This window comes from Vibrio japonicus, from assembly GCF_024582835.1.
Classification (GTDB): Bacteria; Pseudomonadota; Gammaproteobacteria; order Enterobacterales; family Vibrionaceae; genus Vibrio; species Vibrio japonicus.
This window is the reverse complement of record NZ_CP102096.1, coordinates 2,712,863-2,730,914: the sequence shown is the minus strand read 5'-3', so window position 1 is coordinate 2,730,914 and position 18,052 is coordinate 2,712,863. Positions and strand designations below refer to the sequence as shown.

Sequence of the window (18,052 nt, the reverse complement as noted above, 5' to 3'; positions counted from 1 at the left end):
ATATGTGTAGGGCGTCCATTCAGCGATTTGGACGATGGAGATAAGCTACTCCTTTTACCCGTTGGCTGCAAATTATCTCAAAGGGGTGGTTTTATCCGTAATCATTTGGCGTATCCATGAAAGCGCAGGATCATTTTCTCTATCGCGATGCCAGAATAGTGTATAAGCCATCGGCGGAAACTCGATCGGCAGCGGTAAGACAGATAGGCCTAATTGCGCGGAGGCGAGTTCAACAAAATGACTCGGCGCAGTAAAGATGAAATCGGTATACGAGCACAAACTTGCGGCACTGTTAAAATCTGGCACCGTAATCGCGATATCTCGATCATGGCCGATGTCCGCCAAACGGTAATCCAACAGCCAGCGGTCATTGCCATCACAGCGCACTTGAACGTGGCGATATGATAAATAGTTGTCCAAATTCCATGGTTTCGAGAGAGCAGGGTGGTCACGTCTGACCAGGCATTTTTGTTTGTCGCGGTAAATCTCTTGCTCGCAAATATCACTGGGCGGCAACAACGTAAGCTTGGCGTCGTTGATGTCTATGTCTTTGCCAGTAATGCCTAAATCTAGTTCACCGCGCTGCAGCATCTTAAATGTGTTATCAGACCATGAATGGGTACTGATGGTGACGCCCGGCGCTTGTTGAAAAATTGCAGGTAGGAAGTGTGGCAAAATTAACGGGTAAACACTCTCGACCGCTGCGAACTGAAATCGATATGAACTCGTCTCGGGGGAGAAGATCTCTGGTTGAGTAATTTGCTCAAGCTGATTAATTAAAATGTCCAGTTTGGGCTTGAGAAAAAGTGCTTTGGGCGTTGGGTTTAGGCCGTGTGAATGACGCACAAATAATGGGTCATCAAATTGGGTTCGTAACTTGGCTAAGTTCTTACTGATGGCGGATTGACTCAAGCAGAGTCGGTGCGCGGTGCGTGTGACGTTCAGCTCTTCAAGTAGTACTTTTAGACAGACGAGCAAGTTGATGTCGATTCTGACCAGCTTTTCCAAATTCATGTGAGTTTCCTAATTGGAATATCTTTAATGATGAATAATCATTGGTTGGCATATCTAAATTTAACCTACAATGACATCAATTTCATTCCTATTTGCGGAGACACCAGTGCACACCACTCAACCAGCCGTACACAGCAGAACGCAACTTGTTCTACTTACACTTTTAGTTCTGTTTAGTCCGCTAGCGATTGATATCTATCTACCAGCGTTGCCCTTAATTTCGGCTGAGTTTCACGTGGAACATGCATTGGCACAAGACACAATCACATGGTTCTTATTTGCTATGGGCGTTGGACAGCTGTTTGCTGGTCCCTTGGCAGATAAACTAGGACGTCGAACTGTTGCATTGGGAGGCATCACAATCTATGCGATGAGCGCTTTATTGGCGTGGAGTGCTCAGAACATCGAATGGTTGTTGGTATCTCGTTTGCTACAAGGCTTAGGTGCGTGCGCGACATCGGTAGCAGCCTTTGCAACAGTTCGCGATATGTTTGGTCCGCAAAAAAGCGGCAAGATGATCAGTTACTTAAATGGCGCAATCTGCTTTATCCCAGCTTTAGCGCCGATCCTAGGTAGCTGGTTGACGCAGCAATTTGACTGGCGTGCCAACTTTAGCTTCCTCGCCGGCTTTGCCAGCATTTCACTGGTTGCGTTGGTGATCTTCATGAAAGAGACCAACCCAGCACCGAGCACAGAACCAGTCTTTAGACCAAGCCGTTACATGGCCGTGTTAAAGACGCCGTCGTTTGTTTTCCATGCCTCTCTGTGCTTGCTGGCGATGGCTGTAATATTAGCTTATGTTACTTCTGCTCCAGTGGTGCTGATGGAAAACTACGGCTTATCGATGAATGAATTCAGTATGTGGTTTGGGGTGAACGCGATCGTCAATATCATTGCTTGTATGGCGGCTCCGAAACTGATGGATAAGTATGGTACCCATACCACCCTTGTTGTGGGTATTGTGACGTTGGCGCTTGGTGGCTTGTTGATGCTGGCATTGGCACACGAGCAAACTGCACTGGCGTTTATGACGCCGATCTTTTTCTCATCGGTTGGATTTGCACTTATCTTAGGTGGCGCAGCGGGTAAGGCGTTAGCTCCTTTTGGCGATAAAGCGGGGACTGCGGCTGCATTACTTGGGTTATTCCAGATGAGTGGTTCTGGCCTTCTAGTCGGAACTGTGCAGCGTTTCGGTATGGACCCGCAAACCATGATTGCAACTCATATGTTGATCGTCGTTCCTGGGTTATTGATATTAATGAGCAAGAGCGGAAAAAACTGGCACAGCGTAGTCACACAATAGCAAGTTATTTACTTTGAAGAGAATTGAAAACGTTGTATATTTGAGCTTCTTTCCTTAAAAAATTGTGGATCAATATTAAAGATGTCGATGACGACTTATGAGATGGCTCGTGTGCTGGAGCAATTAGAAGAATCTCCAGAAAAGATCATGTTCGGCAAATTGCTTAACGAGCTTGGCAACCAAAGTGGTGAGCGTATTCGCAGTGCAGCGAAACAAGTTCCACTTCATATGTTGCGCGACATTGTTTACCAGTTTCAGCAAGTGATCGAATCTCGCAAAGGTGAACAGGTAGAATTGATGGCAAAATCCATTGCAGAGCAAGGCATCTCAGTGGAAGAGTTGAAAAAGTATCTCGAATCACGTTAATAAAATGGCTCGCTAATGCGAGCCTTTTTATTATGGGTTAACGTTACGGTTGATTGGATTCTGTAGCGAAATCAGCGTTTCGGTTGATTGCACCTCATCAATCGCTTGCAGTTTATCAATCAGTACATGCTGCAGCTCTTCAATAGAACGACACATCAGCTTTACAAAAATATTGTAAGCACCAGTCGTATAATAAGCTTCGACAACTTCTTCTAACGCACTGAGCTTTTCCAGCGCCGAGTGGTAGTCACGTGCTGCATTTAAATTGATACCAATAAAACAGCAAACGTCATAGCCTAGCTTTTTAGTGTCGACGATGACTTCCGTTCCTTGAATAATGTCTGCCGATTTCATTTTCTCTATACGTACATGGATAGTTGCTGGGCTAACATCAAACTGTTTTGCCATCTCAGCGTAGGGAGTTTTTGCATCTTCCATCAGAGTTTTCAAGATTGCGCGATCCAAATCGTCCATTTTTGTATTGTGCGTCTGCATACTCTCTCCAACTTAAAAACGACCATTAACAGTGAACCATTATTCTAGTGTTCTTTTGGGCTCAACTGCTAGCCGTATTTCTAGTCACTGGCCAAAGTAGTTAGTGCGCTTTTACAAAATCCATTACACTTGCGTCTGTTAACCAACACCATTCGGAGCAAACCGTGCAGTTACAACTTATTTGTGAAGACCTTAACCAAAGTGAGCAACTAGAAAACATCGCTCAACGTTGGGGGCTGACTCATTCTGAAGACAGCGAGTTTGCTCTGGTTTTGACCCCACAACGACTAGAACTGCGCAAAACTGACGAGCCAAAATTGGGTGCGATATTTGTCGACTTAATTGGTGGTGCCGTTGGTCATCGCCGTAAATTTGGTGGAGGAAAAGGGCAAGCGATCGCAAAAGCGGCTGGATTAAACAAAGGGGCAACCCCCACGGTACTAGACGGCACTGCTGGCTTGGGCAGAGACGCCTTTGTACTCGCGTCACTGGGATGCAAAGTTCAAATGGTGGAGCGTCACCCTGTGGTAGCCGCATTACTAGATGACGGTTTAGAGCGTGCAAAGCAAGACCAAGAAATTGGTGCTTGGGTTAGCGAGCGTATGTCTCTTATCCATGCATCTAGCCATACTGCACTGAATGACTTGGCACAGGATGAAAGCTTTACTAGACCTGATGTCGTTTATTTGGACCCAATGTACCCACATCCAGAAAACAAGAAAAAATCAGCATTAGTGAAAAAAGAGATGCGCGTTTTTCAATCTTTAGTCGGGGCTGATTTGGATGCAGATAATCTTCTAGAGCCTGCTTTGCAGCTTGCGACGAAAAGAGTGGTGGTGAAAAGGCCAGACTACGCGAACTGGCTAAATGAAGAAAAACCCACGATGGCGATTGAAACGAAAAAGAACCGTTTCGATGTGTACGTAAAAGCATCCATGACTTAACGCACAGAGCACAGTAAAACTTAATTAACTACTTGCTTAATAACTTCAGTGAGAGTATATCTTACTACGAATTATTCGTATTCTTAGCTGGAGTATTACTATGGCGAAACGTCTGTGTAAGATGAGCCGCAAGCAGATCGCAGATAACCTTGGTGAGATTCATCGTTTAGTTGTCGAGCCTAAATTTGTCTGTCGTTCTTGTGCTCGCTCATCCGCTTCAAAGGGGTCCCTATGTAAGCCTGCGGCGATTCCTCCTCAGTACTGCCAGAGTAAGCCTATTGAACAGCAAAGAGCATGTGGTTTATTGGCAGAAGCGATACCAACACCAGCTGAGCCAACTGTTGCAGCGGTAGAAACGAAAAATGCAAACAAAGCGCAAGCGGTTCGTCGGGTTATCGACCGAGTAAAAGAAAAGTCTGCTCGTCCGGTAGTCGAAACGTCGTTGTACGAAGCGAAGAAAGAAACCGTTCAGACGCATGCACCATCTATCGATCTCTCAAATAAAAAGTCGCTGAAGAAAGCGAAAAAGGAGCTGAAAAAGTACTACAAGCAACAGAAAAAACTGCTCAAGTTGGCAAAGAAGCAACACAAGCTATTCAAGCATCAGCGAAAGTTAGAAAACAAGCTCGAGGCTAGAATGGATGTCGCGAGCTTGCTTCCAAGCCCGTTAGAAACGCAAAGTGAATCAAAAGTGCATTGAACCCAATCGAAACATAAAAAAACGCTCTCTGGTCTGAGAGCGTTTTTTGTTTTTAGCTAGTTTTTTGTTTTAGCTAGCTGAGCTGTAACGCTCTTCTACTTTTCTCTTCACCCAGGTTTCATTGACCCAAAGAGAGAACATGATGATGGCACCGCCAATGGCTAAGCGTGGCAGGTCAACATCACGGTTCCAGATAACAATATTGACGATAAGTCCGGCAGGAACCAACGCGTTGTTCATCACTGCTAATGCACCAGCATTGACCATGGTCGCACCTTTGTTCCAAGCGAAGTACCCTAAGCCTGAGGCAATTAATCCTAGGTAGATCAAGATCCCCCATTGAGTGCTGGTGGTTGGTAGCTTTTCTACACTCCCCATCAGTGCGAAAGCAACAAGAGCCACACAAAGAGCACCAAGGTAGAAATAACCAAAAATAGAATGCTGAGGAAGGTCGACAGGCTTCTTCTCCATTAGATATTTGTAACCTACCTGACCGATAGCAAAGCAGACATTTGCACCCTGAACGACCAAGAAGCCCAAAATAAAGTTCTCATTGATCCCTGCAAATTTGATAAAGGCAGCACCGACAACAGCGATGATTGCTGTGACTAAATACCAAGGTGAAAAACGTCCTTTCAGAAAGTCATAGATTAGGGTGACGTAGATAGGAGTAAAAACAGTAAATAGCAGTACTTCCGGTACGGAAAGCAGCAGGAAAGATTGGTAGTAGAAACAGTACATCAGGCCAAGTTGAAATCCACCAATCACCATTAACTTAGCGATCAGAGACTTATCTACGCCTTTGAATTTTAAGAAAGGAATGAATACAACACTGGCTAATGCAACTCGCATCAGCACTGAAAACCAAGAATCAACCTGACCGGCAAGGTAAACGCCAATCAAGCTGAAAGAGAACGCCCACAGGAGCGTAACTGCAGAGAGATAACCCATAACTAATACTCATTATCGATGATTGCTCTGCAGTCTATACGAAATCTGTGTGACTATCAGTCTTTAAGTGGCACGACCAATAGGTCAACCGGAGTGCAGTTAATCAGCTGTCTTGTTGAAGAGAGTAGCTTGCTCCAGAAGTCCTGATGATGTCCACATACAACAAGATCAAAATTGAATTCCTGAATGGTTTCGCACAGCTCATTGCCGAGGTCACCACTACCGACCAAGGTATGCTTGATTGGATAGTTTGCATGGTCCGCAAAGTTTTGCAGCTGCGTCTGAGAAGCTTGAATCGCTTGATGCTGAGTTTCAGCAAGATTGATATCAATTAATCCAGTATAGAGTTCCGCATAGTTTACATCGATATGAACGAATGACACTTCTGCGCCCAGCGGTTTAGCAAGCGCTACCGCCTTATCGATAAGAAGTTTACTGTCTTCTGTAAGATCGACCGCAACCAAAATATGTTGATAACTCATAGTGCTAGCTCCTTTAGATAACTCATTAAAGATTAGCATCAAGGATAAAAAAATTTTGTTGCTATGATCCCAGATCCACATTCAGCCGCCAAAGTGTTATTGTTATAGTCATGATATAGTCAGTTTAAGTTCATAGACTTAGTAGGAGTGGCAAATGCTTGCACAAGCAATGGTTGAACAATTGAATGAGCAAATTAATCTCGAATTTTTCTCATCCAATCTATACTTACAAATGAGTGCTTGGTGTGAAGACAAAGGTTTTGAAGGTGCAGCAGAGTTTTTACGAGTGCATGCCGTAGAAGAAATGGAGCACATGCAACGTCTGTTCACCTATGTGAGTGAGACCGGATCAATGCCAATTTTGGGTGCGATTGAAGCACCAAAACATGAATTTGTAAGTCTTGGCGAAGTATTCCGTGAAACGTACGAGCACGAGCAAATGATTACGGCCAAAATCAATAAGCTTGCTCACCTCGCGTTTACATCTCAAGACTACTCAACTTTCAACTTCTTGCAGTGGTACGTTGCTGAGCAGCACGAGGAAGAGAAGTTATTTAAAGGGATTTTAGATAAGCTAGAACTGGTTGGTGAAGATGGCAAAGCGTTGTTCTTTATCGATAAAGATCTGGCGGCTCTAGCAAAAGAAGGTTCATCTTCTGTAATGGATGCCCCTGCTGAATAACTTTCAGCGAAAGACGAGTTAAGTAAGATCGTCTTTTTCTTCTGGGCATCAAAGCGAAGATGTAGGGAGGAAAAGATGATCAATGCCGATACCATTCTATTTGTGCTAATGCTGGTCACTATCGTCAATATTGCGAGATACCTGACGGCGCTTCGTTCTCTCATTTATATTATGCGGGAAGCCCATCCATTGCTTTACCAACAAGTTGATGGAAATGGCTTTTTTACCACGCATGGCAATGTCACCAAACAGGTTCGACTCTATCATTACTTGAAGAGTAAAGAATACCATCACCATCATGATGAAATTTTTACTGGCAAGTGTGAACGTGTCCGAGAGCTGTTTGTCCTCTCTACGTCTTTACTCGCCGTTACGCTTTTCGCAGCGCTAATTCTCTGATTGGTGAATTGGCAAGCAGCGAGATTACCGATAGAATAGCGGCTTAATTTGCAAAGGATGTGCTATATGCACATCCTTTTTTATTGGTTTTACTTTGAGAAGTTGTCATGACAGAAAAGTTTGACGTTGTCATCATCGGAGCAGGCGCTGCGGGTTTAATGTGCGCGGCAGAAGCCGGTAAGCGAGGCCGTAGAGTCCTAGTTCTGGACCATGCGAAAAAGCCTGGTCGTAAAATTCTAATTTCTGGTGGTGGGCGTTGTAACTTCACAAACAATGACGTGACAGCTAAGAATTACCTTTGTAGCAACCCACATTTCGTAAAATCAGCGCTGGCTCAGTATACCAACTGGGACTTCATTTCGATGATTTACAAACATGGAATTGATTTTGAAGAGCGTGACCACGGCCAGCTGTTCTGCGTTGGTGAGTGTGACTCCAAAGACATCGTAAAAATGTTGATGGCCGAGTGCGATTTACCGACGGTCGAACAGCGTTACAAGCAAGATATCCACCATATTGAGAAAACAGATGCGGGTTTTGTTCTTCATTCGAATACCGATGTGATCGAATGTGAGTCGCTCGTTGTCGCGACGGGTGGTTTATCAATGCCAAAACTCGGTGCGACACCATTTGGTTATAAAATTGCTGAGCAGTTTGGTTTGCCAATATTGCCAACCACTGCAGGCTTAGTGCCGTTTACTTTGCATAAAGAAGACAAAGAAGATTTCGCTGAACTTTCGGGTATCGCGATTCCGGTCGAGATCAAATCAGAAAACAATAAGGTCTTTAAAGAAGCGCTGCTTTTTACCCACCGTGGTTTATCAGGTCCGTCAGTACTGCAAATCTCGTCTTACTGGAAGCCGGGTGAGAAAGTGAATATCAATCTGGTGCCTGAAGTAGACGTTGATGAGTTATTGGCTCGTTCTCTGGAAAAACACCCGAATCAAACACTGAAAAACACACTATCCAAAGTGCTGCCAAAACGTTTGGTTGAAGTGCTGATAGATCGAAAAGTGCTTGAAGACAAACCGCTTAAGCAATTTGGGCCTAAGCAACTTAAAGCGGTGACAGAGGTGCTAGAAAGCTGGCACATCGCACCAAATGGCACAGAAGGTTACCGAACAGCAGAAGTAACATTAGGTGGCGTAGATACAGACCATTTATCTTCAAAAACCATGGAGTGTAAAAACGTCCAAGGGCTCTATTTCATTGGTGAAGTCATGGATGTTACTGGCTGGCTGGGCGGTTACAACTTCCAGTGGTGCTGGAGCTCCGGTTTTGTTGCAGGGCAGAGGGTATAGAACCCGATAGCAGGTTATAAAAAATGCCGGATGAACCGGCATTTTTTTGGCGCTCATTTTGGTAAGCATGAAGAAATATCGCGTTTGTTGCGAGTGTGTTAACTGGCAGTTTGCGAGAGATCTTTTTTGCGAAATTTGATCTGTTGGATCACGAGTCCGCCAATAATTAACACCAGTCCAATCAAAGTCGTCGGATGGATATCTTCACCGATAATGGTAGCCAGTAGCACTAAAGAGATAAATGGCGAAGCGAAGATAAGATTACTAATGCGAGCCGTATTTTGGGTGAGCTTTAATGCCGATAGCCACAGCACGAAGGTCACGCCCATTTCAAATAAACCCACGTAGGTCACTGCAAACCAGCCTTTCGGTGAAATATGGTTCCAAGCCGCGCCCTCATAGAGACTGATCCCAATTGCGAATGGTATTGCAACGAGAAAGCCGAGCAAAACCGCGACAATCGGATCGGCTTTGTTCTTCGCATTGAGAATCCAGTAACCCGCCCAAAGCAGTGTTGAGATCAAAGCTAACCCCACCCCAAGTGGGCTCTCAAAGTTGAGTCCAAGGATGTCACCTTTAGTCGCAATGACGATCACGCCAAAGTAACTTAGAGAACAGGCTACCCAGTCTTGCTTACGGATCTTTTGCCCTAAAAATAGCGCTGCCATCAGGGTTAAGGTGATGGCCCAACTGTAGTTAATGGCTTGAGCTTGTGAAGCGGGCAGTAAATCGTATGCCTTAAACAGAATCATGTAGTAAGCGAGAGGGTTGATCAGACCAAGCAGTAGGTAGTACCAGGGATTGGACAAGAAGGTACTCGGAACTGAAGACAGCTTTCCCCGCACAGCACAAATCACAGTGAGGGTTATCGCAGACACTATGCTTGCGATGGTCAGCATTTGAATAGGGGTAAACTCTGCCAATGTGAGTTTGAAGGCCGTAGCTACGGTAGACCACAAGAGTACGGCCGACAGGCCAAACCCTAACGCGCGACGTTCGTTCATAATGCTCCTTGCATAAACCAGATGGGTGAAATCCCTTACCCGAAAGAAAATGGGACAGAATACGGTGAGCCTAGTCTATCTGTTCGATATCTAGCCGACAAACTGGACATTTATCCAGTGGTAAAATACCATTAAATCAATATCTAGAAAGAGAGTTAAACCTTTATTATGCAATGGATTCTTGAGAATCAGGGCTTGATCGTCAGCGCGTTGAGTGGAGCTGTTTTAAGTGGGTTGGGTGTGGGCTGGTGGATAAAGCAAAAAATGCAGTTTAGTCATCAGCTTATGGAGCAGCAGCTTGTATCAAATCAGCAGCTTGCTAATAACCAAATCAATCAACTGCAAGAAGAACTCAAGCAAGCCCAGCAAGAATTGGATGAACTTGATACCGAGCGTGATAAAGAGGCGTACGAGTCAAAGCAGTTGCACGGTAAAATGATGGCTGTGATGGAAAAACTGCGCTATTTCGAAGCGGTAAAACAAGAACGACAGCAATACGCCGATAATCTGAATCGGGTTCGTGAGCAGAAATCGCAACTAGAAGCACAACTGAGAGAACAAGAAGCGCGACACGAGCAAGAAAATAAAGCCAACAAAGAGAAGCTGGAACTGCTGGAAAAAGCAGAAGAGCGTTTAAAGCAGCAATTTGAGCATTTGGCTAACCAACTATTTGAAACAAAAACCGCCAAAGTTGACCAACAGAACCGCCAAAGTTTAGAAGGGCTGCTTAGTCCACTAAAAGAGCAGTTGGAAGGCTTTAAGAAACAAGTAAACGACAGCTTTACCGTTGAAGCCAAAGAGCGTCATACCTTGGTGCATGAGCTGAAAAATTTGCAGCGGTTGAATGAGCAGATGACGCGAGAAGCAGTAAACCTGACTCAAGCACTAAAGGGAGACAACAAACAGCAGGGTAATTGGGGTGAGGTGGTATTGGCTCGCGTGCTAGCTGAATCCGGTTTGCGAGAAGGTCACGAATACCAAACGCAAGTCAGCTTGCAGAACGAGGCGGGTAAGCGCTACCAGCCCGATGTGATTGTTCACTTACCCCAAGACAAACAAGTGGTTGTCGACTCTAAAGTTGCCTTGGTCGCGTATGAACGTTATTTCAATGCGGAAACTGATACCCACAGGGATAAAGCGTTAAGTGACCACTTACTTTCATTGCGTGCCCACATCAAAGGATTATCACAAAAAGACTACCATCAGCTTAAAGGCATTCAGAGTTTAGACTACGTACTGATGTTCATTCCGGTCGAGCCAGCGTTTCAGGTTGCAATTCAAGCAGACCCGAGCTTGGTGAAGGATGCGATGGAACAGAACATAATTTTGGTTAGCCCAACTACATTGCTGGTGGCACTACGTACCATCGACAATTTGTGGCGCAACGATCGCCAAAACCAAAACGCGCAAGTGATCGCTGATCGCGCAAGTAAACTCTACGATAAGCTGCGTTTGTTTGTGGATGATATGGAGAGTTTGGGAGGCGCGTTAGACCGAGCCAATCAAAGCTATCAAGGTGCGATGAATAAATTGGCGACAGGACGCGGCAATGTGATTCGCCAAGCGGAGAGCTTCAAGCAACTCGGTGTCGAAGTAAAGCGCCCGATTTCAGCTAATCTGACCGATATGGCCAACTATGATGGGCTCACAGAAAACAACACATTGCGTGAAAATGATTCGCTCGCAGAAAGACATCCGGCTGAGGATAAAGTAAACTAATCGCCCGCAGTGCACAGGCCGTATATATTCATTCGCACTGCTTATAGAGGAAACATCATGACGGATACAAGCGTGCAATCGAACACAGCCATAGAATCGAGTGAAACAACGCACTTTGGTTTCACCACCGTAGCAAAAGAACAGAAAGTCGAGAAAGTGGCAGAAGTTTTCCACTCTGTCGCAGCAAAATACGACATCATGAACGATTTGATGTCGGGCGGTATTCATCGTCTATGGAAGCGCTTTACGATCGATTGTAGTGGTGTTCGTCCTGGCCAACGTGTCCTAGACCTTGGTGGCGGCACGGGTGACTTAACCGCTAAATTCTCACGTATTGTCGGTGAGAAAGGCCATGTCATTCTTGCTGACATCAACAACTCAATGCTCAATGTGGGCCGTGATAAGTTGCGTGATAGCGGCATCGTTGGCAACGTGCATTACGTTCAGGCCAACGCTGAAGAACTGCCTTTCCCAGATGACTACTTTGACGCGATTACCATCAGTTTCTGTTTGCGTAACGTAACCGACAAAGACAAAGCACTGCGTTCAATGTTTCGCGTGTTAAAGCCTGGTGGTCGTTTACTAGTACTTGAATTCTCGAAGCCAGTGTTAGAGCCACTATCAAAAATTTATGATGCTTATTCGTTCCACTTGCTACCAAAAATAGGCGAGTTGGTGGCAAATGATGCAGAAAGCTACCGTTACCTAGCGGAATCTATTCGTATGCACCCTGACCAAGAAACACTGAAAGGGATGATGGAAGAAGCGGGTTTCGAGAAAACCAATTACTACAACCTCACTGGCGGTATTGTTGCTCTGCACCGTGGTTACAAGTTCTAAGGTAGAAGCGTTATGCCATTTGACCCTCTTGTAACGGCGGTAGTCGAAACATCTCTGAATACCTTAATCAAAGACGATCCTGAATTGGGTCGTCGTTTAGCTCGTCTTAAAGGGCAGGTGATTCAGGTTCATCTTAAAGAAATCAATAAAACTCTGACGTTTGTATTTAGCCAGCAGATCGATGTATTGGCTAATTACGAAGGTGAGCCAGATTGTTACCTATCGCTAAACCTTGCAGTGTTACCAGAACTGCGTGACCAATCGAACATCACTAAACTGATCAAACAAGACAAGCTGGTGCTGGAGGGTGATATCCAACTGGCACAGAAGTTTTCCCAATTAATGACAGACTGCAAGCCAGATATTGAAGAGTGGTTATCTCGAGTCACTGGCGATGTGGTTGCACACACGGTCATAAAAGGTGCTGAGAACTTTGGTCAGTTTGTTAAGGCTCAGGCGAGTAAGCACCAAAATCATCTTGCTCAAGTCATTACTGAAGAATGGAAAGTCGCACCAGCGCCGCTGGAAGTTGCGCATTTCTGTGATCAGGTTGATGAGCTAAAGAGCCACGCTGCCCGTGTAGAAGCTAAGCTAAATCAGCTTCTGGAGCGCGCATGACCTTCTCTGAGCTAAAACGCCTATACCACATTACCAAGGTTCAGCTTGAGTACGGCCTTGATGAGTTATTGCCAAATCACCAGTTATCTAAAGCCCCTTTACTGGCGCGCAAAGGCCTATTTTGGATTAAGAACAAGCACAGCGATAAAGCGCTAGGGGAACGTTTACGTTTAGCGCTTCAAGAGTTAGGCCCGGTGTGGATTAAATTTGGACAAATGATGTCGACACGACGCGATTTGTTTCCGCCACACATTGCTGATCCATTGGCTTTGTTACAAGACCAAGTCTCTCCCTTTGATGGCCACCTGGCGAAAGAGCAAATCGAGCTGGCGCTCGGTGGACCATTGGAAAACTGGTTCAACGATTTTGATATCAAGCCATTGGCGTCCGCTTCCATTGCCCAAGTGCATACCGCGACGCTCAAATCGACTAACCAAGAAGTAGTATTAAAGGTTATCAGGCCAGATATTCGCCCAGTCATTGATGCAGATCTAAAACTGATGTACCGCATGGCGCGTATAGTCGCCAAAGCGCTTCCTGAAGCACGTCGTTTAAAGCCTGTCGAAGTGGTACGAGAGTACGAGAAAACACTGCTTGATGAGTTGGACTTACGCCGTGAAGCGGCCAATGCTATCCAGCTAAGACGAAACTTCGAAGGTAGCGAAGAACTTTATGTTCCTGAAGTTATTTCTGACTTCAGTAATAAAACTGTCATGGTTTCTGAGCGAATATATGGCATCCAAGTCTCTGATATTGAAGGTTTGCGAGCAAACGGCACCAACATGAAGTTGTTGGCTGAACGTGGCGTGAGTGTGTTCTTTACACAGGTGTTTCGAGATAGCTTTTTCCACGCAGACATGCATCCTGGCAATGTGTTTGTTGAACGTAAGCACCCAGAAAACCCTCAATGGATTGGTTTGGACTGTGGCATTGTTGGCACATTGAATAGCGAAGATAAACGCTACTTAGCGGAAAACTTCCTCGCGTTTTTCAATCGTGACTATCGCCGCGTTGCTGAATTGCATGTCGAATCAGGATGGGTTCCACGTGAAACAAACATCGATGAATTTGAATTTGCGATTCGCATTGTGTGTGAGCCGATCTTTGCTAAGCCGCTGTGTGAAATTTCGTTTGGCCATGTGCTGTTGAACCTGTTTAACACTGCGCGCCGATTCAATATGGAGGTTCAGCCTCAGCTGGTTCTGTTGCAAAAAACGTTACTCTATGTCGAAGGATTGGGTCGTCAGCTCTATCCACAGCTCGACTTGTGGGAAACGGCCAAGCCATTTCTTGAAGAGTGGATGATGAATCAGGTTGGGCCAAAAGCGGTGATCAACGCGGTGAAAGACCGAGCACCATTTTGGGCTGAGAAATTACCTGAGCTACCTGAACTCCTTTATGATAGCTTGCGCCAGGGCAAAATGATGAACCAGCGTATGGATCAACTGTACCAAGGTTATCGAGCGAGCAAGCGTCAGCAGGCGACAGGAAAATTTTTGTTTGGTGTTGGTGCCACATTGGTCGTATGCTCGGCAATATTGGTCAACACAACGTTTGAGCAGCTTTCAATGGCAAGCGCTATTGGTGGTGTCACATTTTGGCTGCTTAGTTGGCGAGCTTATCGTCGATAGACGTTAAACTCTTTGAATAAATTATTTTAATAGAACCCGAGGTAAAAATTATGGGTATTAGCTGGCCGCAACTACTGATTATCGCTGTGATCGTAATTCTGCTCTTTGGTACTAAAAAGCTACGTAACATCGGTGGTGATCTAGGTAGTGCTGTTAAAGGTTTCAAGAAAGCAGTGAGCGAAGACGAGTCTGCTAAGAAAGATGCAGAAGCAAGCAAAGACGCTGACTTTGAACCAAAGAACATCGAGCAGAAGAAGTCAGAAGAGACTTCTGAAACTAAGAAAGACAAAGAGCAGGCATAAGACGTGTTTGATATCGGTTTTTGGGAACTGGTATTAATATCTGTCGTCGGGCTGGTGGTTCTTGGACCTGAGCGCTTGCCTCATGCAATTCGTAGTGTTTCCCGTTTTATCGGTGCTGCGAAAACGATGGCAAGCAGTGTGAAAGACGAACTTTCGCACGAACTGAAGGTGCAGGAGCTGCAAGAAAACTTGCGTAAAGCTGAACAGATGGGCATGGAAGATTTAGATCCCAAGCTTAAAGCTTCAGTTGAAGAGCTGAAAAGAGCAGCGCAAGAGGTTCAGCGTCCGTACGCGAATGAGCAATCCGCAGACAAGAAAGCGGAAAGTACAGAAGCGGATAACAGTCCTGCATCTGACACTCGTGAGCCTTCAGCAGATAAAAAAGCCGAATAGTCTCTCCGGAGGAGCTGCATCTGGGCGGCTCCTTTTTGATCTTATAAATGAGGTTAGCCATGTCTTCGGTTGAGCAGACACAACCTTTGATCAGCCATCTTTTAGAGCTTCGAAACCGTTTATTGCGTGCAATATTGGCAATATTGGTGGTGTTCGTTGGCCTGATCTACTTTTCTAACGAAATTTACGAGTTTATCTCTAAGCCCTTGGTAGACAGACTACCTGAAGGGGCAACGATGATCGCGACCGATGTTGCATCGCCATTTTTTACGCCACTTAAGCTGACTCTCATTGCTTCGGTGTTCGTTGCAGTACCGTTTATCTTGTATCAGGTGTGGGCGTTTGTTGCTCCTGGGCTGTATAAGCACGAGCGTCGTCTTATCATGCCTTTGCTGTTTTCCAGTTCGTTGCTGTTCTACTGCGGTGTTGCATTCGCGTACTTCGTGGTATTCCCTCTGGTCTTTGGTTTCTTTACAGCCATTTCGCTAGGTGGTGTGGAATTTGCGACCGATATTTCGAGTTATCTCGACTTTGTGCTCGCGCTGTTTTTGGCATTTGGTATTGCGTTTGAAGTTCCGGTAGCGATTATTCTGCTTTGCTGGACTGGCGCGACGGATCCGAAAAGCCTGGGTGAGAAACGACCTTACATTGTTGTGGGAGCGTTTGTTGTCGGAATGATGCTGACACCGCCAGATATGATCTCGCAAACATTGCTGGCGATTCCTATGTGTTTGCTGTTTGAAGTCGGACTCTTCTTCGCGCGTTTTTATGTGCGGAAGAAGGATGATGAAGAAACAGAAAGCGAGAGCTAGAAGACTCAAACTACAAAGGTTGGCACGTGCCAACCTTTTTGTTTATAAGCACTCTTTCTATTTACGGATGCTAAGTCTCAGCGTGTTACAACGAAAATAAATGGTTGGCGTTGCGGTTAGTGATGGCTTGGACGTCTGCAATTGATAGCTCTGTAAGTGACGCGATGCGCTCGGCAACAAGTGGGATATAAGCGGGTTCATTACGCTTACCACGATGTGGCACAGGGGCTAAGTATGGGCAGTCTGTTTCTAAAATGACGTAGTCCATATTTAAGTTCGGGATCACCTTATCCATTCCGCCATTCTTAAATGTCGTCACACCGCCCAAACCCAAATGAAAGCCCAAATCGTTAATCGCTTTCGCTTCTTCGATACTCCCGCCGAAGCAATGGAACACGCCTGATAGTGAACCATCTTGCTCCTTTCCCAGCAGAGTAAGGGTTTCTTGAATCGAATCTCGCGTATGAATGACGACTGGCAGCTTCATTTCTTTTGCCCAGTTAAGTTGGGTGATGAAGGCCATCTCTTGCTCGGACTTATAGGTTTTATCCCAGTACAGGTCGATACCAATTTCACCCACCGCAATAAAGTTATGTTTAGCAAACCAAGAGTGAATGATCTCCAGCGTTTGCTTCACGTTACCATCCACATAGCACGGATGTAATCCCATCATTGAGCGACAAACGCTAGGATAGGCCGCTTCGGTTTTCAACATAGGTTCAATCGAATCAAGGTCGATGTTTGGCAGCAGAATCTTTTCAATGCCTTGGGCCAATGCTCTTTCAACGACCTGATCGCGGTCCGTATCAAATTCGCTGGCATAAATGTGGGCGTGGGTATCGATCATGTTACTTCTCAAGTCCGGTTAGATGGTGTGAGTATAAAGCAGTGTGAGACTCTGGTCATTTTTGGGATTTTAATTCTCTGTTCTGTCATTGGTGTCGACACTATGGAGTGATATTATGCAGCTCTAACAGTTTCACAACACTTTCACCACACAAGGAGAACAGAGTGTCAGTTTCCATTCAAGGTCAATTCCCTGGCCGTCGTATGCGCCGTATGCGCAAGCATGACTTTAGTCGTCGTCTAATGGCTGAAAACAAGTTGTCGGTAAACGATCTTATTTACCCGATGTTCATCCTGATGGGGAAAGATCGTCGTGAGACCGTTGAATCAATGCCAGGTATCGAGCGTTTATCTATCGACCTTATGCTGGAAGAGGCTCAATATCTTGCTCAACTCGGTGTACCTGCGATTGCTTTGTTCCCAGTTGTAAATCAAGACGCAAAAAGTTTGTGTGCAACAGAAGCGTACAGCCCAGAAGGTCTGGTTCAACGTGCGGTACGTTCGTTGAAAGAGCATGTGCCAGAAATCGGCGTGATCACAGACGTTGCGCTAGACCCTTTCACGACACATGGCCAAGACGGCATTATTGATGAAGAAGGCTACGTGCTAAATGATGAGACAACGAAAGTACTTATCAAGCAAGCATTGTCACACGCTGAGGCAGGCGCTGATGTTATTGCGCCGTCAGATATGATGGATGGTCGTATCGGTGCGATTCGTGAAGCGTTAGAGGAAGCGGGTCATATCAATACACAAATCATGGCGTACTCAGCGAAATACGCGTCTTGTTACTACGGACCTTTCCGTGATGCGGTCGGTTCTTCAAGCAACCTGAAAGGCGGCAACAAGAAGAACTACCAAATGGATCCAGCCAACAGCGATGAAGCGATTCACGAAGTAGCGTTGGATATCAACGAAGGCGCGGATATGGTCATGGTTAAGCCAGGCATGCCGTACCTAGACGTCGTTCGTCGTGTTAAGTCTGAGCTGCGTGTTCCAACATTTGCTTATCAGGTTTCTGGTGAATACGCGATGCACAAAGCGGCGTTCCAAAACGGTTGGTTGAATGAGCGCGATACGGTAATGGAATCACTGATGTGCTTTAAGCGTGCTGGTGCAGACGGCATCCTAACTTACTTTGCTAAAGACGTAGCGGAGTGGTTAGCGGCAGAAGATGCAAAAGCATCGCAGTATCTTAAAAACGAAAAATAACTCAGTTAGCGAGCGAGTTAGTGCTCGCTGGTTAAGCA

Annotated in this window: 20 protein-coding genes and 1 pseudogene; 15 read left to right on the top strand and 6 right to left on the bottom strand. The window is 45.5% G+C overall.

Annotated elements, in window-relative coordinates:
• Positions 1–72: 72 nt before the first annotated feature.
• Positions 73–1,014: a LysR family transcriptional regulator gene (locus NP165_RS12990; protein ID WP_257084325.1), complete on the bottom strand. Its 942-nt coding sequence runs from the start codon at positions 1,012–1,014 to the stop codon at positions 73–75.
• 106 nt (positions 1,015–1,120) lie between these two features.
• Between NP165_RS12990 and NP165_RS12985 the strand changes: the two genes are divergently transcribed.
• Positions 1,121–2,317, top strand: coding sequence for a multidrug effflux MFS transporter (locus NP165_RS12985; RefSeq protein WP_257084324.1), 1,197 nt, complete (start codon positions 1,121–1,123; stop codon positions 2,315–2,317).
• 81 nt (positions 2,318–2,398) lie between these two features.
• Positions 2,399–2,683, top strand: a complete 285-nt coding sequence (gene tsrA / locus NP165_RS12980) for an H-NS-like global regulator TsrA (RefSeq protein ID WP_257084323.1) — start codon at positions 2,399–2,401, stop codon at positions 2,681–2,683.
• Positions 2,684–2,713: 30 nt separating this feature from the next.
• On the opposite strand, the gene asnC is transcribed toward tsrA, so the two are convergent.
• Positions 2,714–3,178: a transcriptional regulator AsnC gene (asnC, locus tag NP165_RS12975; RefSeq protein ID WP_257084322.1), complete on the bottom strand. Its 465-nt coding sequence runs from the start codon at positions 3,176–3,178 to the stop codon at positions 2,714–2,716.
• Between the two features lie 164 nt (positions 3,179–3,342).
• On the opposite strand from asnC, the gene NP165_RS12970 reads away from it, so the two are divergent.
• Positions 3,343–4,122 carry a class I SAM-dependent methyltransferase gene (locus tag NP165_RS12970; protein WP_257084321.1) on the top strand — a complete coding sequence of 260 codons (780 nt, stop codon included), beginning with the start codon at positions 3,343–3,345 and terminating at the stop codon, positions 4,120–4,122.
• 100 nt (positions 4,123–4,222) lie between these two features.
• The gene (locus NP165_RS12965; RefSeq protein ID WP_257084320.1) at positions 4,223–4,822 is read left to right on the top strand and encodes a hypothetical protein; all 600 of its coding nucleotides are present in this window, start codon (positions 4,223–4,225) and stop codon (positions 4,820–4,822) included.
• 69 nt (positions 4,823–4,891) lie between these two features.
• Here the strand turns inward: NP165_RS12965 and NP165_RS12960 are convergent, their stop codons facing one another.
• Both NP165_RS12960 and NP165_RS12955 read right to left on the bottom strand, forming a co-directional pair.
• The gene (locus NP165_RS12960; protein ID WP_257084319.1) at positions 4,892–5,773 is read right to left on the bottom strand and encodes a carboxylate/amino acid/amine transporter; all 882 of its coding nucleotides are present in this window, start codon (positions 5,771–5,773) and stop codon (positions 4,892–4,894) included.
• Between the two features lie 56 nt (positions 5,774–5,829).
• Positions 5,830–6,255 (bottom strand): universal stress protein, encoded by a 426-nt coding sequence (locus tag NP165_RS12955; protein WP_257084318.1) that lies wholly within the window; start codon positions 6,253–6,255, stop codon positions 5,830–5,832.
• Between the two features lie 154 nt (positions 6,256–6,409).
• Here NP165_RS12955 and ftnA point away from each other — a divergent pair, with 154 nt between their 5' ends.
• The 3 genes from ftnA (at position 6,410) to NP165_RS12940 (ending at position 8,637) form a co-directional block, all read left to right on the top strand.
• The gene (gene ftnA, locus NP165_RS12950) at positions 6,410–6,937 is read left to right on the top strand and encodes a non-heme ferritin (RefSeq protein ID WP_257084317.1); all 528 of its coding nucleotides are present in this window, start codon (positions 6,410–6,412) and stop codon (positions 6,935–6,937) included.
• A 75-nt stretch (positions 6,938–7,012) separates the two neighbouring features.
• The gene (uspB, locus tag NP165_RS12945) at positions 7,013–7,336 is read left to right on the top strand and encodes a universal stress protein UspB (protein ID WP_257084316.1); all 324 of its coding nucleotides are present in this window, start codon (positions 7,013–7,015) and stop codon (positions 7,334–7,336) included.
• Between the two features lie 107 nt (positions 7,337–7,443).
• On the top strand, positions 7,444–8,637 hold the full coding sequence (locus NP165_RS12940; protein WP_257084315.1) for a BaiN/RdsA family NAD(P)/FAD-dependent oxidoreductase: 1,194 nt from the start codon (positions 7,444–7,446) through the stop codon (positions 8,635–8,637).
• A gap of 98 nt (positions 8,638–8,735) precedes the next feature.
• On the opposite strand, the gene NP165_RS12935 is transcribed toward NP165_RS12940, so the two are convergent.
• Positions 8,736–9,641, bottom strand: a complete 906-nt coding sequence (locus tag NP165_RS12935) for a DMT family transporter (protein ID WP_257084314.1) — start codon at positions 9,639–9,641, stop codon at positions 8,736–8,738.
• A 168-nt stretch (positions 9,642–9,809) separates the two neighbouring features.
• Between NP165_RS12935 and rmuC the strand changes: the two genes are divergently transcribed.
• The 7 genes and pseudogenes from rmuC (at position 9,810) to tatC (ending at position 15,956) form a co-directional block, all read left to right on the top strand.
• Positions 9,810–11,360: a DNA recombination protein RmuC gene (gene rmuC / locus NP165_RS12930; RefSeq protein WP_257084313.1), complete on the top strand. Its 1,551-nt coding sequence runs from the start codon at positions 9,810–9,812 to the stop codon at positions 11,358–11,360.
• Positions 11,361–11,417: 57 nt separating this feature from the next.
• Positions 11,418–12,200 (top strand): bifunctional demethylmenaquinone methyltransferase/2-methoxy-6-polyprenyl-1,4-benzoquinol methylase UbiE, encoded by a 783-nt coding sequence (ubiE, locus tag NP165_RS12925; protein WP_257084312.1) that lies wholly within the window; start codon positions 11,418–11,420, stop codon positions 12,198–12,200.
• A 12-nt stretch (positions 12,201–12,212) separates the two neighbouring features.
• The gene (locus NP165_RS12920) at positions 12,213–12,818 is read left to right on the top strand and encodes a ubiquinone biosynthesis accessory factor UbiJ (RefSeq protein WP_257084311.1); all 606 of its coding nucleotides are present in this window, start codon (positions 12,213–12,215) and stop codon (positions 12,816–12,818) included.
• Positions 12,815–14,449 (top strand): ubiquinone biosynthesis regulatory protein kinase UbiB, encoded by a 1,635-nt coding sequence (gene ubiB, locus NP165_RS12915; RefSeq protein WP_257084310.1) that lies wholly within the window; start codon positions 12,815–12,817, stop codon positions 14,447–14,449. Before NP165_RS12920 ends, ubiB begins: the two co-directional genes overlap by 4 nt.
• A gap of 47 nt (positions 14,450–14,496) precedes the next feature.
• Positions 14,497–14,751 carry a Sec-independent protein translocase subunit TatA gene (tatA, locus tag NP165_RS12910; RefSeq protein ID WP_257085599.1) on the top strand — a complete coding sequence of 85 codons (255 nt, stop codon included), beginning with the start codon at positions 14,497–14,499 and terminating at the stop codon, positions 14,749–14,751.
• A 3-nt stretch (positions 14,752–14,754) separates the two neighbouring features.
• Positions 14,755–15,049: pseudogene (gene tatB / locus NP165_RS12905) on the top strand (Sec-independent protein translocase protein TatB); the annotation flags it as partial.
• 154 nt (positions 15,050–15,203) lie between these two features.
• The gene (tatC, locus tag NP165_RS12900; protein ID WP_257084308.1) at positions 15,204–15,956 is read left to right on the top strand and encodes a twin-arginine translocase subunit TatC; all 753 of its coding nucleotides are present in this window, start codon (positions 15,204–15,206) and stop codon (positions 15,954–15,956) included.
• Positions 15,957–16,041: 85 nt separating this feature from the next.
• On the opposite strand, the gene NP165_RS12895 is transcribed toward tatC, so the two are convergent.
• Complete coding sequence (locus NP165_RS12895) at positions 16,042–16,803, bottom strand: TatD family hydrolase (RefSeq protein ID WP_257084307.1); 762 nt, start codon at positions 16,801–16,803, stop codon at positions 16,042–16,044.
• Between the two features lie 164 nt (positions 16,804–16,967).
• Between NP165_RS12895 and hemB the strand changes: the two genes are divergently transcribed.
• On the top strand, positions 16,968–18,014 hold the full coding sequence (gene hemB / locus NP165_RS12890; RefSeq protein WP_257084306.1) for a porphobilinogen synthase: 1,047 nt from the start codon (positions 16,968–16,970) through the stop codon (positions 18,012–18,014).
• Positions 18,015–18,052: the final 38 nt, after the last annotated feature.